The sequence below is a fragment of the Arthrobacter sp. C152 genome (assembly GCF_054890965.1).
This window is the reverse complement of the sequence record NZ_JBTZSU010000004.1, coordinates 58,258-77,897: the sequence shown is the minus strand read 5'-3', so window position 1 is coordinate 77,897 and position 19,640 is coordinate 58,258. Positions and strand designations below refer to the sequence as shown.

Genomic DNA, 19,640 nt, shown 5'->3' with positions numbered 1-19,640 from the left:
ACCGGCCCCGGTCAGGCCGGCCAGCATGCTCAGGCCGGCCCTGAGCCGAAAAGCGTCAGCCGAATGGATCTCCACCCACATCAACCTGCTCCGGGTCACCGACTCGCTGATGGTGGCAGGGGCGGTCTTCCTCGGCTACCTGGTGGCCGGCGGGACCGTGACTGAGGGAACCGGCGCGGCAGCCGCGGCGAGTGTCGCCGTGGCGGTGGTCTGGATGGCCGCCCTGGAAATCAACAGGACGCGCGATTCCAAGGTCCTGGGTGTTGGGGCCGACGAGTACAAGCGCGTGGCGGCTGCCACCTTCCGGGTCTTCGGCTTGCTGGCGCTGGCCGCCGTCGTGTTCTCGGTCAACGGCGGCTCAGCCCTGGTGACCGTTTCGCTGCCCGTGGGGATCGCCGCCCTCACCGCCAACCGGTGGCTTTTCCGCCGCCGGCTGGCAACGGAGAAGGCCAGGGGCCGCCACCTTTCCCGCGCCATCGTGGTGGGTGAACCCGAGGACGTGCGGTACGTGGTCCACCAGATCCGGAAGAAGTCCGGGCCGGTCTACCAGATTCTCGGTGTCTGCCTGCCGGGATCCCGCAGGGGAGCGAAGCTGCGGGTGGACGATGAGATCGTCCCGGTTCTCTCCTCCACCGATGACATCCCCAGGACCGCAAGGCTGGCGACGGCGGACTCCGTGATCATCGCCGGCCCCCTCCCTGGCGGGAACAGGTTCATCCGGGAGCTGGGATGGCAGCTGGAGGAGTGCTCTGCGGAGATGGTGCTCGCCGCGACGCTGACGAACGTTGCAGGGCCGCGGATCCATTGGCGTCCGGTGGAAGGACTTCCGCTCATGCACGTCGATATTCCGCAGTATTCGGGTGGAAAACACATCCTGAAGCGGATGGTGGACGTGGCCCTTGCCGGCATGGCGCTGCTCGCCCTGTCCCCCGTGCTGTTGCTCCTGGCCGCCATCGTCCGCCGGGACAGCCCGGGCCCCGTCCTGTTCCGCCAGGAACGCGTCGGAAAGGATGGGCAGACGTTCGGGATGTACAAGTTCCGGTCCATGGTGGTGGACGCGGAGGAACGCCTTGCACACCTGAACGTCAGCAACGAAGGCGCCGGCGTCCTGTTCAAAATGCGTGAAGACCCGCGCGTGACCAAATGCGGACGGTGGATGCGGAAGTACTCGCTGGACGAATTGCCGCAGCTCTGGAATGTGATCATGGGTGACATGAGCCTGGTGGGTCCGCGGCCGCCGCTGGCCCGCGAGGTGAACGGCTACGAGCGCCACACCCACCGGCGCCTCCTGATCAAGCCCGGCCTGACCGGCCTCTGGCAGATCAACGGACGGTCTGATCTTTCCTGGGACGAGGCCGTGCGCCTTGACCTGTACTACGTCGAGAACTGGTCGATTGCCGGGGACCTGCTGATCCTGTGGCGGACGTTCCGTGCCGTGGTCCAGCCGTCGGGCGCCTACTGAAGGTTTGAGGAAGAGGAAGCCATGGAGACTTGGGTGAGTACTTTCAGCCTGATTGACGAAGTGCCCCGGAAACTCCGGACGGCGGTGGTGGGAACCGGGTCGCGCGGCACCGGACTGGCCAAGGCGTTCCAGTCCAGCCCGGACTGGGAACTGGCGGCGGTGTGCGACGCGGACCCGCTCAGGGCCGGGCGGCTCTCCCGCAGGCTGGGCGACGTTCCCTGCTTTGCCGCGATCGACGAACTCCTGGACTGCGTTGAGGTGGATGCGGTGGTGATCGCCACGTCCCACCGTGCCCTCTACGGGACCGTGATGACCGCCCTGCGGGCCGGCAAACATGTCCTGGTGGAGGAACTGCTGGCCGACAGCCTGGAACACGGGCGTGAAATGGCCGCGGAAGCGCACAGCGAAGGCGTTGTGCTCATGGCAAGGAGCGCGGCCTCGTTCGACCCCGCCGTGCAGCGGATGCAGAAACTGCTGGACGGCGACACGTTGGGGGAGATCCTGTTCATCGAGGCCCGGCGGACCGAAACCGGCCTCGACCAGGCTGACCGCGACGTGTTCTGGGACCTTTCCCCGGACAGCCTGGCTGTCCTGGACCACGTGCTCCCGGGCGGACTGAACCCGAGGGGGGTGTCCGCCTTCGGCGGCGACCCCCTGGGAACCGGCCGTGACTGTGTGGGGCACCTGTACTTCAGGCTCCCCAATGACGCCCCGGTGCATCTGCACATCAACCGGTTGAGCCACCTGGACAGCCACCGGCTGGTCATTGCCGGCTCACGCCTGACGCTGGCATGGGACGCCACGCTCGTCCAGGAACGGCTCCGCCTCCTCAATCCAGGTTCCTTCAACGGACAGCACCGCACCGCACCGTACTGGGCGGAGCCGGTCCTGCTCCAGCAGCAGGCCGAAGAAGTGCCGGTATCGGTGCTGGACGCGGAATCCCGGGGCCGGCTGGCCGGCGAGCTTGCCCACTGCATCCGCGGCCAGCGGAACACGGGCACCCACAGTGCCACGGGACTGCGCGTGCTGTCGGTCCTGGAAGCCGCCACCCGCAGCAGGGCCCTGGACGGGCAGGCATGCGCCGCCGAACCACCAACACCGGATCCGGCCGCCCAGGAAACCGCCGGCACCGGGCATCAGAACACTTTGTGGTCCACGTGAAGGAAAGTACCGGTCCCCTTCCTGCTCCTCCCAAGAAAGGTGGTGCCTCGTGGCCACGGAATCCGTCGTCGCCCGCATAGAAGTCACGAAGCCGTGGCTGGGGCAGGAGGAAGCCCATGCCCTGGCCGACGTCGTGTACTCGGGCTGCGTCACCCAGGGTCCGAAGGTCAAGGAGTTCGAGGCGGGCTTTGCCCTCGCCCACGGCGCCCGGTTCGCGGTGGCCACCTCAAGTTGCACCACCGCCCTGCACCTGGCCCTGGTGGTGGCGGGCATCGGCCCCGGCGACGATGTGGTGGTTCCTTCCCTGACCTCCATCGCAGCGGTCAACGCGGTGACCTACGTCGGCGCGCGCCCGGTTTTCTGCGACGTCGACCCCGCCACGGGAAACGCCACCGCGGAAAACATCCACGCGGCCCTGACGCTGGACACCCGCGCGGTGATAGTGGCGGACCAGGCGGGGGTCCCGGTGGATCTGGACCCGATCCGGGCACTGTGCGACCGCCATGAGATCACCCTCATCGAGGATGCCGCCTGCGCGGCGGGGTCCCGGTACAAGGGCAGCCCGGTCGGGTCCGGGGCGGATGTGGCTGTGTGGTCGTTCCATCCAAGCCACATCCTGACCACCGGCGAAGGCGGCATGCTCACCACCCGCAGGGCCGACTGGGCGGTACGGGCCCGCGCGCTGCGCGAACATTCAAGCAACCTTGCCGTCCTCGACGGCGGTGATTCGTACCTCTCCCCCCGGGAGATCTGCCTCGAGGTCGGCTTCGATTACCGCATGACGGACCTTCAGGCGGCGGTGGGCATCGTCCAGCTGCGGCGCCTGCCGGAGATGGTGGAGCGGCGCCGGATGATCGCCGCCACGTACGTGGACGCGCTGGCAGGCCTGAGAGGTCTGCGGATTGTGTCCGACCCGCCCTATGGCACCACCAATTTCCAGTCCCTGTGGCTGGAGGTGCTGCCCACGTTCCCCGCCACCCGGGAAACCCTGTTGGGAAGGCTCGCGGAGGCGGGAATCACCGCCCGCAGGGGCCCCTATGCAGCGCACCGCCAGCCGGCGTACCGCTGGCGCGACACCGGCAATGCCTCGCTCCGGGGCACCGAGCGGCTGAGTGACCGGACCCTGGTCCTGCCGGTATTCCATGAAATCGACACGGCGAGCATCAACCGGGTCATCAACGCCATCAGGAACACTGCCCACCCGGTGGGCACGTGAGCGAGCTGATCCTGGTTGCAGCGAGCGGCCTTGCCCGCGAAGTCCTTGCCATGGTGCGCAGCAGCGGCCAGTACGACGTGGTGGGCCTGCTGGATGATGACCAGGAGATGGCCGGCATCACGGTGGACGGCGCACCGGTGCTGGGGACCATCGACGACGCCACCAAATACACGCACGCGTTCCTGCTGGTGTGCCTGGCGTCCAGCAAGGAGCGCGAGTCCGTGGTCCAGCACCTGGCGTCCCTGGGCATCCACGAGTCGCGGTACGCCACCGCCGTCGACCCCACCGTCCAGTACCCGGAGGGATGCCGCATTGGGCGCGGCAGCATCCTGCTGCGCAACGTGACGCTGACCGCGGCCGTGACGCTGGGTGCCCACGTGGTGGCCATGCCGTCGGTGACGTTTTCCTACGACGACGACGTGTCCGATTTCGCGACGTTCGCCGCCGGAGTGTCCCTGGGCGGCGGAGTCCGGGTGGGCAGGGCTGCCTACCTGGGCCTGAACTCCAGCGTCCGGGAAAGGACGTCCGTAGGGGATTACGCCACGATCGGAATGGGCGCGGCAGTCCTGAGCAACGTGCCCGACGGCGAAACCTGGGTGGGCGTTCCGGCGCACCAGATCGACCACGACGTGTTCAACTACCGCAGGGCCAGGTAAGGGCCGGCCAGGAGGGATCAGGCTGCGGTGCGGAAGAACAGTTCCGTGACGGTGGCCAGGCGCAGGGGGTCCTCCACCCCGCACAGTTCCCGGGCCGAATGCATGGAGAGCAGCGGCACGCCCACATCCACCGTCCGGATCCCCAGGCGGGTGGCCGTCAGCGGTCCGATGGTTGATCCGCAGGGCATCACGTTGTTGGACACGAATTCCTGGTAGGGCACCCCTGACGCGCGGCAGAGCCGGGCCCAGAACGCCGCCCCGTGGGCGTCCGTGGCGTAGCGCTGGTTCGCATTGATCTTCAGCAGCGGGCCGCCGTTGAGCACCGGATGGTTGGCGGGATCGTGCCGCTCGGCGTAGTTCGGGTGTACGGCGTGGCCGGCGTCGGCCGAGAGGCAGAACGACGCCGCAAGCGCCTGCCGCCGTTCCCCCGCGGTCGCTCCGAGGCCGTCGGAAATGCGCACCAGCACGTCTTCCAGGATGGGCCCGCACGCACCGGAGCGGGAATTGGAGCCGATTTCCTCATGGTCGAACGCGGCGAGCACGGCGATCGGACCGCCGGCCGCAGGGCCGGAACCGGCGGCGAGGGCTATGAGCGCGGCCAGCCCGGCGTGGGTGGCGGAAAGGTTGTCCAGCCGCCCTGACGCGAAGAACTCCCCCTGGCCGCCGAAAACCGCAGGTTCCTGCGTGTCCGCAATGACGACGTCGTACCCGCCGATGTCCCCGGGGTCAACGTCCGCGTCCTCGACGCAGGAGGCAAGCACGGCCAGCAGGTCGGCGCCGGCGGGGTCCCCGAGCCCCCACACCGGATTCATGTGCCGCTGCTTGTCCAGGGTGAGCCCCTCGTTGACGGCCCGGTCCAGGTGGATCGCCAGCTGCGGGAACCGGAGCATCGGGCCGGTGGCGGTGAGGTGCTCGGTGCCGTCCAGCAGAACGAGCCGGCCGGCGAGCCGCAGTTCCCGGTCCAGCCAGGAATTCAGCAGCGGCCCGCCGTACACCTCCACGCCCGCCTGGAGCCAGCCGAAGGCACCGGTGGTGGGCTTGGGCTTGAGTTTGAACGACGGCGAATCCGTGTGCGCGCCGAGGATGTTGAAGCCGGTGGTGGGGCCGGCGTCCCCGGGAACCACCCAGGCGATGAGGGCGCCGTCGCGGATGATGAAGAACCGGCCGGGGCCGCCTTCCCAGGGCTGCAGCTCGTCCAGCCGGACGAACCCTGCCTCCTCGAGCCGCCAGCCGCCCTCCGCGGCGGCGTGGAAGCTCGACGGCGACGCGCTGACGTAGCTGCCAAGGTCGCGGACATGGTCTGCAGCGGAGGAAGGCAAAGGCATGGTCCCGAGTCTAGCGCCGGGCTTCCTCCGCCGGGGCTTCGGGGGCTGCCACCGCCGGGCTGGCCGCTGCACCCTGCCGCCGGTAGCGGAACACGCCTACGCCCACCACGACGGCGGCCAGCGCCAGGGAGAGCAGCAGCGATTCCCGCGTGGATTCCACGATCACCATGCCGATGAGCAGGGCCACGATGCTGATGATGGCTGCCCAAGTGAGGTAGGGGAACAGCCACATCTTCAGCTGCAGGTCGTTGGCCGCAGCGCCCATGCGGCGGCGGAGGACCAGCTGCGACGCGGAGATGACGAGCCAGACGAACAGTGCGATGGCGCCGGAGGTGTTGACCAGGAACAGGAAGACGGTGTCCGGTGCGATGTAGTTCAGGCCCACGGTGACGAAACCGACCACGGTGGAGGCAAGCACGGCGGCGGCGGGGACGCCGCGGCGCGAGATCCGGGTCCACGAGCGGGGCGCGTCGCCGCGGGTCGAGAGCGAGAAGAGCATGCGGCTGGCGGTGTAGAGGCCGGAGTTCAGGCAGGACAGGACAGAGGTCAGCACCACGACGTCCATGATGGTCCCCGCACCGGGGATGCCGAACAGCTCGATGACTGCTACGTAGGGGCTCTTGGCCACGGAGGCGGAGTTCCAGGGGAGCAGGGTGACCACCACGGCGATGGAACCGATGTAGAACACGAGGATCCGCCAGACCGTGGACTTCACGGCCTTCTTCACGGCGTCCACCGGGTTCTCCGATTCGCCGGCGGCGATGGTGGCGATCTCCGCGCCGAAGAAGGAGAAGACGACCACGAGGATGCCGGCCAGGACAGCGCCGGGGCCGTTGGGCATGAAGCCGCCGTTGCCCAGCAGGTTGCTCAGGCCGGGGGCCGGTACCCCGGGGATGAGGCCCAGGATGGCTGCGGCACCGAAGACCAGGAAGAGGACGATCGCCGCGACCTTGATGGATGCGAACCAGAACTCAAACTCGCCATAGGACTTCACAGATCCCAGGTTGGTCAGCGTCAGCAGCACCATGAGGGCAAGCGCCCACACCCACTGGTCGATGCCGGGAACCCACCGGTGCATGATGGCCGCACCCGCGGTGGCCTCGATGCCCAGGACGATGATCCAGAACCAGGCGTAGAGCCAGCCGATGCTGAAGCCTGCCCAGCGGCCCAGTGCCTTGTCGGCGTAGGTGGAGAAGGAACCTGTTTCCGGGTTCGCTGCCGCCATCTCGCCGAGCATGCGCATCACCAGGATGACCACCAGGCCGGCCGCAGCGTAGGCGAGAAGGATGCCGGGTCCGGCCTGCTGGATCGCGGCCCCCGAGCCGACGAAGAGTCCTGCGCCGATGACGCCGGCGATGGCGATCATGGACAGGTGCCTGGGTTTCAGGGACTTGGAGAGTTGCTGGTCATGCATGGGAGCGCCGTCCTGTTGGGGAAAAGCCTGGGGAGGCAGGGGTTGTGGTGCGACGTAGCTGGACCCGGCGGCCCGTGTGGTGCGCCACATCGTCGTTTTACCCTAGGTCGGTGCTCGGCCGCCAGGCTTTGTGCGATTCTCCAGATCTGGCCGCCGCCAACAGGACGCAGCTCCAAGCGGGAGGTCTAATAGGCAAGATAAGTTGCCCGCCAGGCATATTTGTAATGTGCCGGAAACCACGGGAGAGCTACACGTCGCGCCGCTTCAGCAGCACCGCCGCAAGCAGGAGGGGCACCACAACCCAAGCGCCGAGGACCAGGGCAGCCTGCCAGGCCTCGAGCGTATCCGGCACGTGGTCGGCGGCGGCGAGCGGGTCTACGGTGTTGCCTGGCAAGTATTTCCGGGCCTCCTTGAAGAAGTCCCCGGGAATGAGCTGGAACGCGATCGGTGCCACGAAGAAGATGCCCACCAGGCTCATGATGCCGCCGGCCGAGTTGCGGAGGAGCGTCCCCAGGGCCATGCCAATGGCAGCGACGGCGGCCACGTAGACGCTGTTGACCAGCAGGAGCTTGACCGACTGGGAACTGCCCAGGTCCAGCGTGAGGCCGTAGTTGTCCAGGATGGGCACGGCCACCAGCCCGGCCACCCAGGTGGACGCCGCGGTGACCAGGAATGACGTCGCCATGACCACCACCAGCTTGGCGGCGAAGGCGGGCAGGCGGCGTGGCACCGCGGCGAACGTGGACCTGGCCATTCCTGTGGTGAATTCCGAGCTCATCAGCAGGACGCCCAGCGAACCGAGGATCAGCTGCGCGAACGCGATGCCGGACGTGGGCACACTGACCGCGAGGTCCCCGCCCTGGGCCGCGATCCGGGCGGCGGCCTGCGGATCGCGGGTGGCGGCCCCGGCGAACTGGCCGGTGCCCCAGGCGGAGAGTGCACCGAATCCCACCATGACGGCCGCCGTGGAGGCGAGCAGGATCAGGGTGGAGAGGAGGCTGCGGAATTTGATGGCCTCGGAGTTGAGGACCCGCAGGAAGGTGGGGCCGGGAAGGATGGTCGTTGAGCTCATTTGGTTGCCTCCATGGCGGGCAGCGAGTGGTATTCGACCTCGTCCTTGGTCAGTTCCATGTAGGCCTCCTCCAGGCTGGCCATCAATGGGGTGAGTTCGTAGACCATGATCCGGTGTTCCAGCGCGGTCCTGGCGATTGCCCTGGGGTCCAGGCCGGTGACCTCCAGCAGGTCCGGCTCGGCGGGTGCAACCGTTGCCCCCTGGCCGGCAAGCAACTGGCTTAGCCGCACCGGTTCGTCGGTGCGGACGCGGGTGCGCGACTGGCCCCGTCCCGTGATGATGTCCTGGATGGGTGCATCGGCGATGACCCGTCCCCGGCCGATGACGATCAGGTGGTCGGCGGTCTGCGCCATTTCGCTCATCAGGTGGCTGGAGAGGAACACGGTCCGGCCCTGGCCTGCAAGGTACCGCACCAGGTTGCGCACCCACACCACACCCTCCGGATCGAGTCCGTTGACTGGCTCATCCAGGATGAGCGTCTGCGGATCCCCCAGCAGGGCGGCCGCGATGCCAAGCCGCTGGCCCATCCCCAGCGAAAAACCGCCGGCCTTTTTGCGGGCCACCGCCTCCAAGCCGGTCATTTCGATCACTTCATGGACCCTGGACCGGGGGATGCTGTGCGTTGCCGCCATGGCCAGGAGGTGGTTGTAGGCGCTGCGGCTGGTGTGCACGGCCTTGGCGTCCAGCAGCGCACCCACCTCGCGCAGCGGCGACCTGTGCCGGACGTACGGCAGGCCGTTCACGGTGACCGAGCCCGACGTCGGCCGGTCCAATCCCATGATCATGCGCATCGTGGTGGATTTCCCTGCGCCGTTCGGGCCCAGGAAGCCGGTTACCTGCCCTGCCCTGACGGTAAAGCTGACGCCGGCGACTGCGGTTTTTGCCCCGTAGACCTTGGTCAGCGCGGTTGCCTCGATCATGAAGAATCCTTTGGACGGCAGCGCGCGGCTGCGGAAGACGTTCGGGCGGAATGCACTTCCCACGCTACCGAGGCCGCACTCCCTTTCGCGCCGGTTTCAGGGATGATTCAGGGGCGAATCAGGGTCATCCTCCTGTCCCGGGCCGGCTGTCCCGGCCGGAGGGTTCAGAAATGCGGCGAATAGTACGCCAGTGCTTTGGGCCGGACGTTGTAGGCCACGCTGCGCACCCCGGCCAGCGCCTCGCCGTCGACGGCCAGCGCCATCGGCGCGCCGCCGGCATCCACCCGGACTTCCTTCGCTTCCCTGAGGTGGGTGATGCGTGAGCCGGCCACGGTTCCGGTCAGCACGGCCCACAGCAGGCGGAGCCGTGCGAAGGACTCATCGGCAGTGATCAGCCGGACGTCCAGCACGCCGTCGTCCATGACGGGCCGGAGCAGGGGCGCGTGGTCCCGGGGGTAGTACCGTCCGCGGCCCACGTAGGCGATCCAGACCTTGTGCCGCTTGCCGTCCACGCTCAGGGTGGTTGGAGTCCCTGCGGCGAAGGTCCGGAACATGGCCACCACGCCGGCCAGGGGCTTGCCCAGTGCCGGCTGCAGGTGTTCGCGGCGCCGCACGAAGTTGGGGTAGAGGCCGATGCTTGAGGTGTTCAGCATGATCAGCTCTACGATTTCGGGGTTCCCGGCCAGGCCACGTTCAGCCGTGACCACGCCGACGTCGGCGAGGGCTGCTTCGCCGTTGGTTGCCGCCTCCACGGCCTCCTTGAGGCTTCCGGTGCCGGCGTCCCGGGCGAAGTGGTTCAGGGTCCCGCCGGGCAGGACCAGGAGGGGGATGGAACGTTCGACGGCGGCCGCCGCTGCTGCGCCAACGGTTCCGTCCCCGCCCCACACCCCCAAGGCACGGGTCCCGGGTGCGTCGGCCGTTGCGGCTATCTCCTCCAGCAGGTCCTCGTCCGGCTGCACGGTGTTGATATGCGCCCTGGGGAATACTTCCCGGAGGGCGTCCGCCGTTTCCTCGGTGAAGGATCCGCCGAGGGTGTTGACCACGATGCTCAGCCCTTCGCCGTCGGGGAGCCGGGGTGCGTCCGTCCATGTCCGCGCGGTGGGCGGAAAAGGGGGCCGGACCGGCCACCAGTGGCGTGTTACCAGGGCGGCGGCTGCGCCGATGGTGGAGCCGAAAAGGACGTCCGAGGGCCAGTGGGCGCCGGTGTGGACCCGGGAATATGCCACGCCCGCAGCGGCCGGTGCCAGGGCAGCCCCAAGCGCGGGGCGGACCAGGCCCGCCCCCACGGCAAAGGCCACCGCCGAGGCCGAGTGTCCCGACGGCATGGAGGAACTCTTGGGCTGCGGATGGACGAACCGGAAGACCGGAAGGTGCTCGGGCAGCGGCCGGGTCCGGGGGAGCAGCGTCTTGAAGACCCCGTTGGTGACAGCGGAAGCCACGGCCTGGGCAATGAGGCCATGGAGCGCTGCCCTGCGGGTCTTGCCCGGGAAAAGGGCCATGACGGCGGCTACCGCGATCCAGAGTTTGCCGTGGTTGGCGGAGGCCGAAAGCCGCCGGAAGAAGTCGTCGTGGCTGCCCCCGGGAAGGCTGGAAACATGCCTTAGAAGGTATCTATCCAACCGGCTGATCCACGGGTAGGTGCCGCGCCTGCTGCTCTGCATGTGAACACCCTAACCCCAACCCCGTCCGGTCCTAGGTTGCGTCTGCCGCCTGGTCGACTTTCAGCGGCTTGGCGGCTCCCGCCAGCAGCAGCGCCACCACGATCGGGGCCATGATGGCCAACAGGGCGGTGTGGATTCCCGTCAGGTCCCCAAGGTAGCCCAGCAGCGGGGGCCCGGCCAGGAAGGAAATATACCCCAGAGTGGATACAACGGACACCCTCGCCGCTGCATGGCGGGGATCGTCCGCGGCAGCGGACATGCCCATCGGAAAGGCCAGGGCCGCCCCTACGCCCCACAGCGCGGCGCCCACGGCGGCCAGCCAGATGTTGCTGGCCAGGACGAACAGCCCGAGGCCGGCAGCGGCGGCAGCCATGCTGGCCCGCAGCACGGCGGTGCGCCCGAACTTGTCGATAACCCGGCCGCCGAGGAAGCGCATGGCCGTCATGGCAAGGACGAAGAGGGCGAACATCAGCGCACCGGTTGATTCGGAGGTTCCGAGTCCGTCCACCGAGGCCTTGGCGATCCAGTCGTTGCCTGCGCCCTCGGTAAGGGTGGCGCCCAGCACCACCACCCCGATGAGGATCGTGCGGCCATCACGCCAGGCGGAGGGCCCCTTCGACGGCTTCGCTTCCCCCTCCGACGCCATAGTGGCAGCGATATGGGGGAGGAAGTAGCGCGGCGCCGTCAGGGCCACCAGCACTACCACTGCGGCTATCGCCACGAGGTGCAGCGGCAGGTCCACGCCCAGGTTGGAAAGACCGGCGCCCACCAGCGCCCCGACGAAGGCCCCGCCGCTGAAGGCGGCATGGAACTGCGGCATGACCGTCCGCCGGAGCTTGTGTTCGACGTCGGCCCCTTCGATGTTCTGCGCCACGTCCCAGAGCCCGATGCCAATGCCGAAGAAGAACAGTGACACGGCGGTTCCGGGGATGGACGTGGCGGACAGTGACAGGGAGATGCCCACGCCCGCGGCGGCTGCCAGGATTCCGGCGAAGCGGACCGTGTTGGCGGTTCCGATCCTGCCGACCACCAGGCCCGCGGTGGGCAGCGCCAGGAGTGAGCCCACCGCGGTGCACAGGAGCAGGGTGCCCATCTGGCCCGAGGTGATCTGGAGGATCTGGGTGACGGCGGGGATGCGCGCCGCCCAGCTGGCGAAAACGAGCCCGTTGATGCCGAAGACCACGAAGGTGGCCACGGCTGCGGCGTTGACTCCCGCGTGCTGGTCCGTGCCGGTGTTGGTGCTCATACGTTCACTACTTCCACAGAGTATTGGTCGAGTTGGGCGCGTTCCGCCGTGCTGAATGTCTTGTCCGTGACCATCACGTCCACGCGGTCGAGGCCGGAGACCAGCGCCCGGGCGTGTGCCTGCCACTTTGCCGCCGACGCGGCGAGGACCACCCTTGCCGCCGATTCAAGGCCCGCCCGCTTGACCGCCGCGTCTTCCAGGTCGTGGGCCAGCAGCCCGTCCTTCAGGTCAACGGCGCAGGGGGTCACGATCGCGGTGTCGAACCGGAGCGAGCGGATGTTGGATTCGGCAAGCGGCCCGCGGAAACAAAGCTCGCCGGGCAGCAGGCTGCCGCCCGGAAGCAACAGTGCGGGGCGGATGCCCAGCGCGTCCTCCCCGCCGTTTGCAGCGTTCAGCGCCTGGAGGGACATGGGCATCAGTGTCAGGTCCCTGCCGGCAAGGGTCCGGGCAATCCCGGTGGCGGTGCTGCCGCTGTCCAGCCACACCTGTTCGCGGTCCGCCAGCAGGCGCGCCACGGCGGCGGCGATGCGGCTCTTGGCGTCCCGGTCCTCGAGCTCGCGCTGGCCGTATCCGGGGTGGCCCCCGCGGCCGATCAGGCTTTTGGCTCCGCCGTGGACCCGCCGCAGTACACCGTGTCCTGCGAGCACTTCCAGGTCGCGCCGGATGGTGGCACCGGACGCGCCGCAGGCACGCATCAGGTCCTCCACGCTCGCCTCCGACTGGCGCCGAAGGACCTCGGCGATCATGCGGTGCCGCTCAGGAGTCTTCATTGATCAAATGCTAGCAAATTTTGATCATTTACTCATATAAGTGAGCGCTGTACCCCGGGAGCCGGAATACCGCCCGGTCAGCGGGCGCGCTGTACCCTCTGTTCGTCCCACACCGGCCCGTCCGATTCGTAGACCTTCCCGTCGGAGCCAAACACCAGGAACCGGTCGAAGGTGCGGGCGAACCACCGGTCGTGCGTGACGGCCAGGACGGTTCCCTCGAAATGGTCGATGGCACGCTCCAGCGCTTCGGCGGAGTGCAGGTCAAGGTTGTCCGTGGGTTCGTCGAGGAGCAGCAGGGTGGCGCCGCTGAGCTGCAGGAGCAGGATCTGGAACCGCGCCTGCTGGCCGCCGGACAGCGACTCGTACTTTTGTTCCGACTGGCCTGCCAGGCCGTAACCGTCCAGCGCACCTGCCGCTGCCTCCCGGCCGAGTCCGGAACGGTGCTCGTCACCACGGTGCAGGATCTCGAGCAGGGTCTTGCCCAGCAGGTCCGGGCGGACGTGGGTCTGGGCGAAGAATCCGGGCCGGATGCGTGCCCCGAGTTTCACCGTCCCCTCGTGCGGCACTTCCGCGATCTCCACATCCGAGACGGGCAGGTGCTCCTTCTCGGGATCGGTGCCGCCGGTGGCGAGCAGGCGCAGGAAGTGCGATTTGCCGGAGCCGTTGGAGCCCAGGACCCCTACGCGGTCGCCGAACCAGATCTCGGTGGAAAAAGGCTTCATCAGCCCGCTCAGCTCCAGCTGGTCCGCGACGATGGCGCGCTTGGCGGTCCGGCCGCCCTTGAGCCGCATTTGCACGTTCTGCTCGATGGGCAGCGCTTCCGGCGGCCCGGCCTCGAGGAACTTCGCCAGCCGGGTTTGGGCGGCGTGGTAGCGGTTTGCCATGTCGGAACGGAACGCGGCCTTGTTCTTGTACATGTTGACGAGTTCCTTGAGCTTGATGTGCTCCTCGTCCCAGCGCTTGCGCAGCTCCTCGAAGCGCGCGTTCCGGTCCGCCCGCGCCTCGACGTAGGAAGCGAAGCCGCCGCCGTGGATCCACGCTGCGGCCCCGTTGATACCGGGCTCGAGCGTCACGATCCGCCCGGCTGCGTTGTTCAGCAGTTCCCTGTCGTGGCTGATGAAGAAGACGGTCTTCCTGGAGTCGTTAAGCTTCTCCTCAAGCCAGCGCTTGCCCGGCACGTCCAGGTAGTTGTCCGGTTCGTCCAGCAGGAGGAGCTCGTCGGGGCCGGCGAAAAGCGCCTCGAGCACCAGGCGCTTCTGCTCACCGCCGGAAAGGCTCGACGCCGGGCGGTGCTGCGCGCGGTCGAACGGCAGTCCCAGCGCGGCCATGCAGACCTCGTCCCAGACGGTTTCGACGTCGTAGCCGCCTGCATCGCCCCAGTCCACGATCGCCTGGGCGTACCGCATCTGGGTGGGCTCGTCGTCGTGCTCCATCATGGCGAGCTCTGCATCATCAACCTCGCGTGCAGCGGCCGCCAGCGCCGGGGGAGCGGCGGAAACCAGGAGATCCCGGACGGTGGATCCGTCCCTGACCTGGCCCACGAACTGGCGCATGATGCCCATGTTCCCGGAGCGGCCCACGACACCCTCGTCGGGATCAAGGTCGCCCGCGATGATGCGGAACAGCGTGGTCTTGCCGGTGCCGTTCGGGCCGATCAGCGCGGTCTTGGTGCCGTCCGGGACCTTGAAGGTCACCCCGTTGAGCAGCTGGGTGCCGTCGGAGAGGAAGTAGTCGATGCCGGAAACGTCAATATGGGCCACGGGCTCCATCTTCCCACGGCCCGGCCGCGGTCTTCCTAGCCGGCAGCGGTGAGGAACTGCTTGAGCAGCGGGCCGGAGGTGGTGGCGCCCAGGCCGCCGTCCTCCACGAAGACGGCGACGGCCAGGTCGCCGTGGACAGCCACGATCCAGGCATGGGTCTTGGGCGGGTTCTCGGTGCCGAACTCAGCGGTGCCCGTCTTGGCCCCCACCGGTTCGCCGGGGACGCTGGCGAGGAAGCCCGCGTGCCCTGAGGTGACCACCGCGCGCATCATGTCCCCCAGGGCCGTGGCCTCGGCCGCCGTGATGGGCTTGTCCGACGCCGTGGAGGGTGCTTCCGCCGTGGCGGTGGCTGAGGGACTGGCCGCGGGGGCGGTGGACCCTGCGGTCGTGCCGGCGGCGGGAGCACCGGCGTCGGGATTCAATACCAGCTGCGCCGAGACCGGGGCGCCCTTGGCAACGGAGCCTGCCATGATGGCCGCAGCCAGCGGGGAGAGCAGCACTTTGCCCTGGCCGATCATGGACGCGGCATGCTCGGTGCCCTCGGCCTGGCCGGGGACGGAGCCGAGGAAGGCTTCGGCTCCGAGCTTCGGAGCCTCGACCGCGACGCCCATCGACGTGGCCGCGGATTCAAGCTGGGCCTGTGAAACAGCGTCGCGCTGGGAGATGAAGGCTGTGTTGCAGGAGTGCGCAAAGGCGTCCCGCAGCGTGACGGAGCCCAGCGAGGTGGCCGGGTAGCCCTCCGAGTTCTTGAAGGTGCGCCCGTCCACCGTGAGGGTGGGCGTGCACTGCACGGTGGAGTCCGGCGTCATCCCGTTTCGGAACATGGCGAGCGAATCGACCATCTTGAAGATGGACCCGGGCGCGTACTGCCCCAGCATGGCGGTGTTGTAGCCGTTGCTGCCGGGGCCGGACGCAGCTGCCAGCACAGCGCCGCTGGAGGGGCGGAGGGCCACAATGGCCGACGCCGGACCCACGCCCTCGAGGGTGCTTTCGGCCAGTGCCTGGAGCCGCGGGTCCAGGGTGGTTTTCAGCGGCGTCCCGGGCTTGGGTGCCACTTCGAAGAGGACGCGGCGGGGGTCCGTTGCCGAGGATTGGATCTGCTCCCGGGTCAGGTCTGCCCGCTGCGCACGGATGACGACGGCGTCGGTTCCGCGCAGCTGTTCGTCGTACTGTTGCTGGAGCCCGCCGATGCCCGTGACGTCTCCGGCGGTGAGCTCGCCTCCGGACGCTTCGATCTGTTCCGCCGTGGCTTCCCCCACCGAGCCGAGGACGGCGCGGGCGAACGTCCTGCTGGGTGCCAGCGGAACGGAGGCGGGGATGGCCCGGCCGCCGGGGATCGCCTGGATCTGCTCATTGGTGATGGTGCGGCCCTCCTCACGGAGGGTGATGGCGGAGACAAAGGCCTGTGCGCCGGCCGCCTTGACCTGCTGGACGTATGCCGCGGGGTCCACGCCCACCAGCGCGGCGAGCTTTCCGGCGGCGTCGGCGGGGTCTGTGGTGCCAAGCTGGGGCTTATCGATCCCCACGTTCACCACCGGACGGTAGGTCACCAGCTGCGCATCATTGGCGCCCAGGATGTCGGCGCGCTGGGGTGACTGGGAGCCCTTGGTGACGATCTCGCTGTCGGCAAGGCCCGGAACCAGGATGGCCGGGTCCCAGAGCGCCAGCCATTTGTCGCCGGATTTCCTGAATTTCGCGGAGACCGTGTACTTCCACTCGGCGTCGCCGAACTTCCACGTGTAGGCCAGCGGCGCGGAGGCGTTGTCTCCGTCGAGGGTGAGCCCTCCAGCCTGGACCGCAGGCTTCTGCGGGTCCAGGGATGCGAACACCGTGTGCAGCTGCTCGTTGGCGGCGGCCGAATCCCTGCCGTCGAAGGCCACGGAGCCGACGTCCAGCGCCGAAACGGCGGTGGCGAGCTGCTGGGCCGCTGCTTCCGCCCCGGATTTTCCGTCATCGCAGGAAACGAGCGTGGCACCCACAATGAGCGTGGCTAAAGCGAGCGAAAGTTTTGTTGTTTTCCCCATCGCGCCATTATCCCCCGGCGGATGGTCAGTGAATGCCCAGGTCAGGAACCGGCAGCTTGAAGATGTCCTTCAGCGCGTGCGTTGCGGCGTGCAGCCCCGGCATGCCGGTGACGCCGGGGCCGGGCGGGGTGGAGGAGGAGCAGAGGTAGACGCCCAGCAGGGGTGTCCGCCACGGCACGGGGGAGACAACCGGTTTCTGGACCAGCCCACGGACGTCCATAACCCCTGCACTGAAGTCGCCGCCGATGTAGTTCCGGTTGTATTGGGACAACTGTGCGGCTGTGATGGCGTGGGATTCGACGATGACGTCGCGGAAGCCGGGCGCGAAGCGTTCCAGCTGGGCCGTGATCTGGCGTGTCATGTCCTCCGGTGAGCCGGCGGGGACGTGGCAGTACGTCCACAGGGTGTGCCGGCCGTCCGGTGCCCTGCCTGGGTCGAAACGCGATGGCTGGGCAACCAGCACATAAGGGTGCTCGGGGTGGCGTCCGGCACTGACCTCGTTTTCCGAGCGGGCAAGTTCGGCCCTGGTTCCGCCGACGTGGACGGTCCCGGAGCCGGCGAGTTCGCGGGCCCGCCAGGGGACCGGCCCGGACAGGATGAAGTCCACCTTGCAGGAGCCGTTGCCGTAGCGGAAGGCTTCAAGGGCGCGCCGGTAGCGGCCGGGCAGGGTGTCCCCTGCCATGTCCACGAGCCCGCGGGGGGCGACGTCCAGGAGCGTGGCCCGGCTGGCGGGCAACTGCTCCAGCCGGTCGACCGGGGATCCGGTATGGATTATTCCTCCGTGGGCGCGGATGTCGTCCGCCAGCGCCGCTGCGATGGTGGCGGATCCACCGCGGGGGATGGGCCATCCGGCCGCATGCCCCAGGGCGCCGAGCATAAGCCCGGCACCGGATGCGGCGAGGGAGGGCAGGTGGGAAACGGCGTGCGCCGCCACGCCGCTCAGCAGTGCCGGGGCCAGCTGTTCACGGAAGCGGACGTTCCACAGGCCTGTCCCTTGTTCCAGTGTCCGCAGGCCGTATGACAGTGCCACCAGGGGATTGTGGGGTATCCGCAGGAGCTGGTTCTGCGTGAAATCCATGACGTCGTCGATGTTCCGGACCAGGGGTTCCATGAGCCGCCGGTAGGCAGGTCCGTCGCGGCCCAGTTCCGCAGCCGTCCGGTCCAGTGACTTGTAGGCCAGCGCCGCGCGGCCGTCGGCCAGGGGCGAGCCAAAGGACAACTCCGGGGTGATGAGGTCTATCCGGCGCGGCAGTTCGAAGGCACGGAAGAACGGGGATGCCAACGCCATGGGATGCACGGCGGAGCAGACGTCGTGGAAGTGCCCGGGTTGCATCAGCTCGGAGGTCCGGGTGCCGCCGCCAATGCTTTGTGCTGCCTCGAAGACCTCCACGGACAGCCCGGCGCGTGCCATGACGGCGGCCGCGGCGAGGCCATTGGGTCCGGATCCAACGACGGCGGCGTCAGGCACGGGAGCCGGCCTTCCGCGGAAGCGCTGGCTGGCCGGGTCGAAGCAGGAACCGGTCGGAAGCGTTGGCGAAGGGTCCGCCGTGGGGATCGTCGAGATGGTGCCGGCGGATGGGGTCGTAGGACGGATCGTAGATGTCCCAGGTGACGCGGGCCATGAGGTAGGCCACGGCGAGCATGTGCGCAGCAACGGCAAGGACGTAGTAGGGCATGTCCAGGTTGTGCTGGGAAGAACCGGCGCTGGTCACCTGTCCAAGGTACATCCAGATCGCAGCCCAATGCAGGCCTTCGATTCCCTGCCACACGAGGAAATCCCGCCACCGCGGCCGTGCCAGGGCGAGCAGGGGAACCAGCCAGACCACATACTGGGGCGAGTAGACCTTGCTGGCCAGGATGAAGGCCGCAACGATGAGGAAGGCGAGCTGCGCCAGCCGTGGCCGGCGGGGTGCCGTCAGCGCCACTGCCGCGATGGCGAGGCACGCCACGGCGAAGCATACGGCCGAGAGGGTGCTGACCGACTCCGCCCCGAGGCGTGGCCACCCCAGCCTGCCGGCCACCAGGTCGTACGCGAACCAGGCTGAACTGTACCCGGCGCCCCGGTCGGCGCTGTACTGGAAGAAGTACGCCCACCCTGCGGGGTTGGCCGCGGCGAACGGCAGGTTGACCACCAGCCAAGTGCCGGCGGCGGCGCCCCCGGTCATCAGCAGGGGCCGCCACCGGCCGGTGCGGATGGCCAGGAGCAGGATGGCGCCCAGGACCAGCAACGGGTAGAGCTTTGTTGCCGTGCCCAGGCCGATCAGGACGCCCGCAGCCAGCGGCCGGTCGCGGGCGAAGAAGTACAGGCCCCAGGCGAGCAGGCAGGCGGCCCAGAGGTCCCAGTTGATGGTTCCTGCCAACACCAGACCGGGCGCCATTGCCACCATGGCGGCGTCCCAGGGACGCCGGCCGGGCATGCGGGCGACGGCCAGGACGGTGGCCATGGCCACGACGGCGAGCAAGAGGACGTTGACGTCGAAATAGGCCAGGGCGCGGGCATCGGTGTTTCCGCCCGGCACCAGCCAGGAGGTAACGCCCGCGACCACGGCGATGATCACCGGGTATTCGAACTGGCTGCCACTGCCAAGGATGGGGAAGATGCCCTCGGCCATGCCACGGTTCCGGAAGAGCTCCGGGAAGTCCGAGTAGCACGTGGCGTAGAACTGGGTGGGAGTCTCCCAGCCGTTGGCCCGGCAGTAGCCCTTGAGCAGGATTCCCACCAGGGCCGCGATGGCCGTCAGGACGACGAGTATCCGCTCCACCGTGAAGATTCCGGGGGACACCAGGCCCGGCTCGGCCCTCGTTCCCAGTGGACCGCCGATGACTTCGGTGAAGTTGCGCAGCAGGACGTCGCTGCGGCTGGGAACCACGATCCGGGACCGTCGTTCAGTCTCCGGCGGCTGGGTCTGGTGCATGGAATCGAGCTTACAGCCGGCCCCGGTTTCGGAAGCCG

Annotated in this window: 15 protein-coding genes; 4 read left to right on the top strand and 11 right to left on the bottom strand. The window is 68.4% G+C overall.

Annotated elements, in window-relative coordinates:
- The first annotated feature begins 25 nt into the window (after window positions 1-25).
- The 4 genes from ACYSM9_RS04125 to ACYSM9_RS04110 are packed head-to-tail and all read left to right on the top strand — an operon-like array spanning window position 26 to window position 4,495.
- The gene (locus ACYSM9_RS04125; RefSeq protein WP_461855857.1) at window positions 26-1,462 is read left to right on the top strand and encodes a sugar transferase; all 1,437 of its coding nucleotides are present in this window, start codon (window positions 26-28) and stop codon (window positions 1,460-1,462) included.
- 33 nt (window positions 1,463-1,495) lie between these two features.
- A complete protein-coding gene (locus tag ACYSM9_RS04120; protein ID WP_461855733.1) occupies window positions 1,496-2,623 on the top strand; it encodes a Gfo/Idh/MocA family protein in 1,128 nt (375 codons plus the stop codon).
- A 49-nt stretch (window positions 2,624-2,672) separates the two neighbouring features.
- A complete protein-coding gene (locus ACYSM9_RS04115; RefSeq protein WP_461855732.1) occupies window positions 2,673-3,839 on the top strand; it encodes a DegT/DnrJ/EryC1/StrS family aminotransferase in 1,167 nt (388 codons plus the stop codon).
- Window positions 3,836-4,495: a NeuD/PglB/VioB family sugar acetyltransferase gene (locus ACYSM9_RS04110; protein WP_461855731.1), complete on the top strand. Its 660-nt coding sequence runs from the start codon at window positions 3,836-3,838 to the stop codon at window positions 4,493-4,495. The genes ACYSM9_RS04115 and ACYSM9_RS04110 overlap by 4 nt, the downstream gene beginning before the upstream one ends.
- Before the next feature lie 17 nt (window positions 4,496-4,512).
- Here ACYSM9_RS04110 and ACYSM9_RS04105 read toward each other — a convergent pair whose 3' ends face one another.
- From ACYSM9_RS04105 to ACYSM9_RS04055, 11 genes are all read right to left on the bottom strand, one after another.
- Window positions 4,513-5,820: a M18 family aminopeptidase gene (locus tag ACYSM9_RS04105; protein ID WP_461855730.1), complete on the bottom strand. Its 1,308-nt coding sequence runs from the start codon at window positions 5,818-5,820 to the stop codon at window positions 4,513-4,515.
- Between the two features lie 10 nt (window positions 5,821-5,830).
- Window positions 5,831-7,234, bottom strand: coding sequence for an amino acid permease (locus ACYSM9_RS04100; protein ID WP_461855729.1), 1,404 nt, complete (start codon window positions 7,232-7,234; stop codon window positions 5,831-5,833).
- A gap of 247 nt (window positions 7,235-7,481) precedes the next feature.
- The gene (locus tag ACYSM9_RS04095; RefSeq protein WP_461855728.1) at window positions 7,482-8,306 is read right to left on the bottom strand and encodes an ABC transporter permease; all 825 of its coding nucleotides are present in this window, start codon (window positions 8,304-8,306) and stop codon (window positions 7,482-7,484) included.
- On the bottom strand, window positions 8,303-9,226 hold the full coding sequence (locus ACYSM9_RS04090) for an ABC transporter ATP-binding protein (protein WP_461855727.1): 924 nt from the start codon (window positions 9,224-9,226) through the stop codon (window positions 8,303-8,305). The genes ACYSM9_RS04095 and ACYSM9_RS04090 overlap by 4 nt, the downstream gene beginning before the upstream one ends.
- Before the next feature lie 164 nt (window positions 9,227-9,390).
- Window positions 9,391-10,887, bottom strand: a complete 1,497-nt coding sequence (locus ACYSM9_RS04085) for a phosphatase PAP2 family protein (RefSeq protein WP_461855726.1) — start codon at window positions 10,885-10,887, stop codon at window positions 9,391-9,393.
- Window positions 10,888-10,918: 31 nt separating this feature from the next.
- Window positions 10,919-12,133, bottom strand: coding sequence for an MFS transporter (locus ACYSM9_RS04080; RefSeq protein ID WP_461855725.1), 1,215 nt, complete (start codon window positions 12,131-12,133; stop codon window positions 10,919-10,921).
- Entirely contained in the window at window positions 12,130-12,903 is a 774-nt protein-coding gene (locus tag ACYSM9_RS04075) for a DeoR/GlpR family DNA-binding transcription regulator (protein ID WP_461855724.1), read from the bottom strand. The genes ACYSM9_RS04080 and ACYSM9_RS04075 overlap by 4 nt, the downstream gene beginning before the upstream one ends.
- Before the next feature lie 77 nt (window positions 12,904-12,980).
- On the bottom strand, window positions 12,981-14,663 hold the full coding sequence (locus ACYSM9_RS04070; protein WP_461855723.1) for an ABC-F family ATP-binding cassette domain-containing protein: 1,683 nt from the start codon (window positions 14,661-14,663) through the stop codon (window positions 12,981-12,983).
- 35 nt (window positions 14,664-14,698) lie between these two features.
- Window positions 14,699-16,687, bottom strand: a complete 1,989-nt coding sequence (locus ACYSM9_RS04065) for a penicillin-binding transpeptidase domain-containing protein (protein WP_461855722.1) — start codon at window positions 16,685-16,687, stop codon at window positions 14,699-14,701.
- A 25-nt stretch (window positions 16,688-16,712) separates the two neighbouring features.
- Window positions 16,713-18,155, bottom strand: a complete 1,443-nt coding sequence (locus ACYSM9_RS04060; RefSeq protein ID WP_461855721.1) for a phytoene desaturase family protein — start codon at window positions 18,153-18,155, stop codon at window positions 16,713-16,715.
- The gene (locus tag ACYSM9_RS04055) at window positions 18,148-19,602 is read right to left on the bottom strand and encodes a glycosyltransferase family 87 protein (protein ID WP_461855720.1); all 1,455 of its coding nucleotides are present in this window, start codon (window positions 19,600-19,602) and stop codon (window positions 18,148-18,150) included. Before ACYSM9_RS04055 ends, ACYSM9_RS04060 begins: the two co-directional genes overlap by 8 nt.
- Window positions 19,603-19,640: the final 38 nt, after the last annotated feature.

Coding starts and splice junctions, on each gene's coding strand:
- ACYSM9_RS04125 (WP_461855857.1), top strand. CDS start 26: ATGCTCAGGCCGGCCCTGAGCCGAAAAGCGTCAGCCGAATGGATCTCC.
- ACYSM9_RS04105 (WP_461855730.1), bottom strand. CDS start 5,820: ATGCCTTTGCCTTCCTCCGCTGCAGACCATGTCCGCGACCTTGGCAGC.
- ACYSM9_RS04100 (WP_461855729.1), bottom strand. CDS start 7,234: ATGCATGACCAGCAACTCTCCAAGTCCCTGAAACCCAGGCACCTGTCC.
- ACYSM9_RS04095 (WP_461855728.1), bottom strand. CDS start 8,306: ATGAGCTCAACGACCATCCTTCCCGGCCCCACCTTCCTGCGGGTCCTC.
- ACYSM9_RS04090 (WP_461855727.1), bottom strand. CDS start 9,226: ATGATCGAGGCAACCGCGCTGACCAAGGTCTACGGGGCAAAAACCGCA.
- ACYSM9_RS04085 (WP_461855726.1), bottom strand. CDS start 10,887: ATGCAGAGCAGCAGGCGCGGCACCTACCCGTGGATCAGCCGGTTGGAT.
- ACYSM9_RS04080 (WP_461855725.1), bottom strand. CDS start 12,133: ATGAGCACCAACACCGGCACGGACCAGCACGCGGGAGTCAACGCCGCA.
- ACYSM9_RS04075 (WP_461855724.1), bottom strand. CDS start 12,903: ATGAAGACTCCTGAGCGGCACCGCATGATCGCCGAGGTCCTTCGGCGC.
- ACYSM9_RS04065 (WP_461855722.1), bottom strand. CDS start 16,687: ATGGGGAAAACAACAAAACTTTCGCTCGCTTTAGCCACGCTCATTGTG.
- ACYSM9_RS04055 (WP_461855720.1), bottom strand. CDS start 19,602: ATGCACCAGACCCAGCCGCCGGAGACTGAACGACGGTCCCGGATCGTG.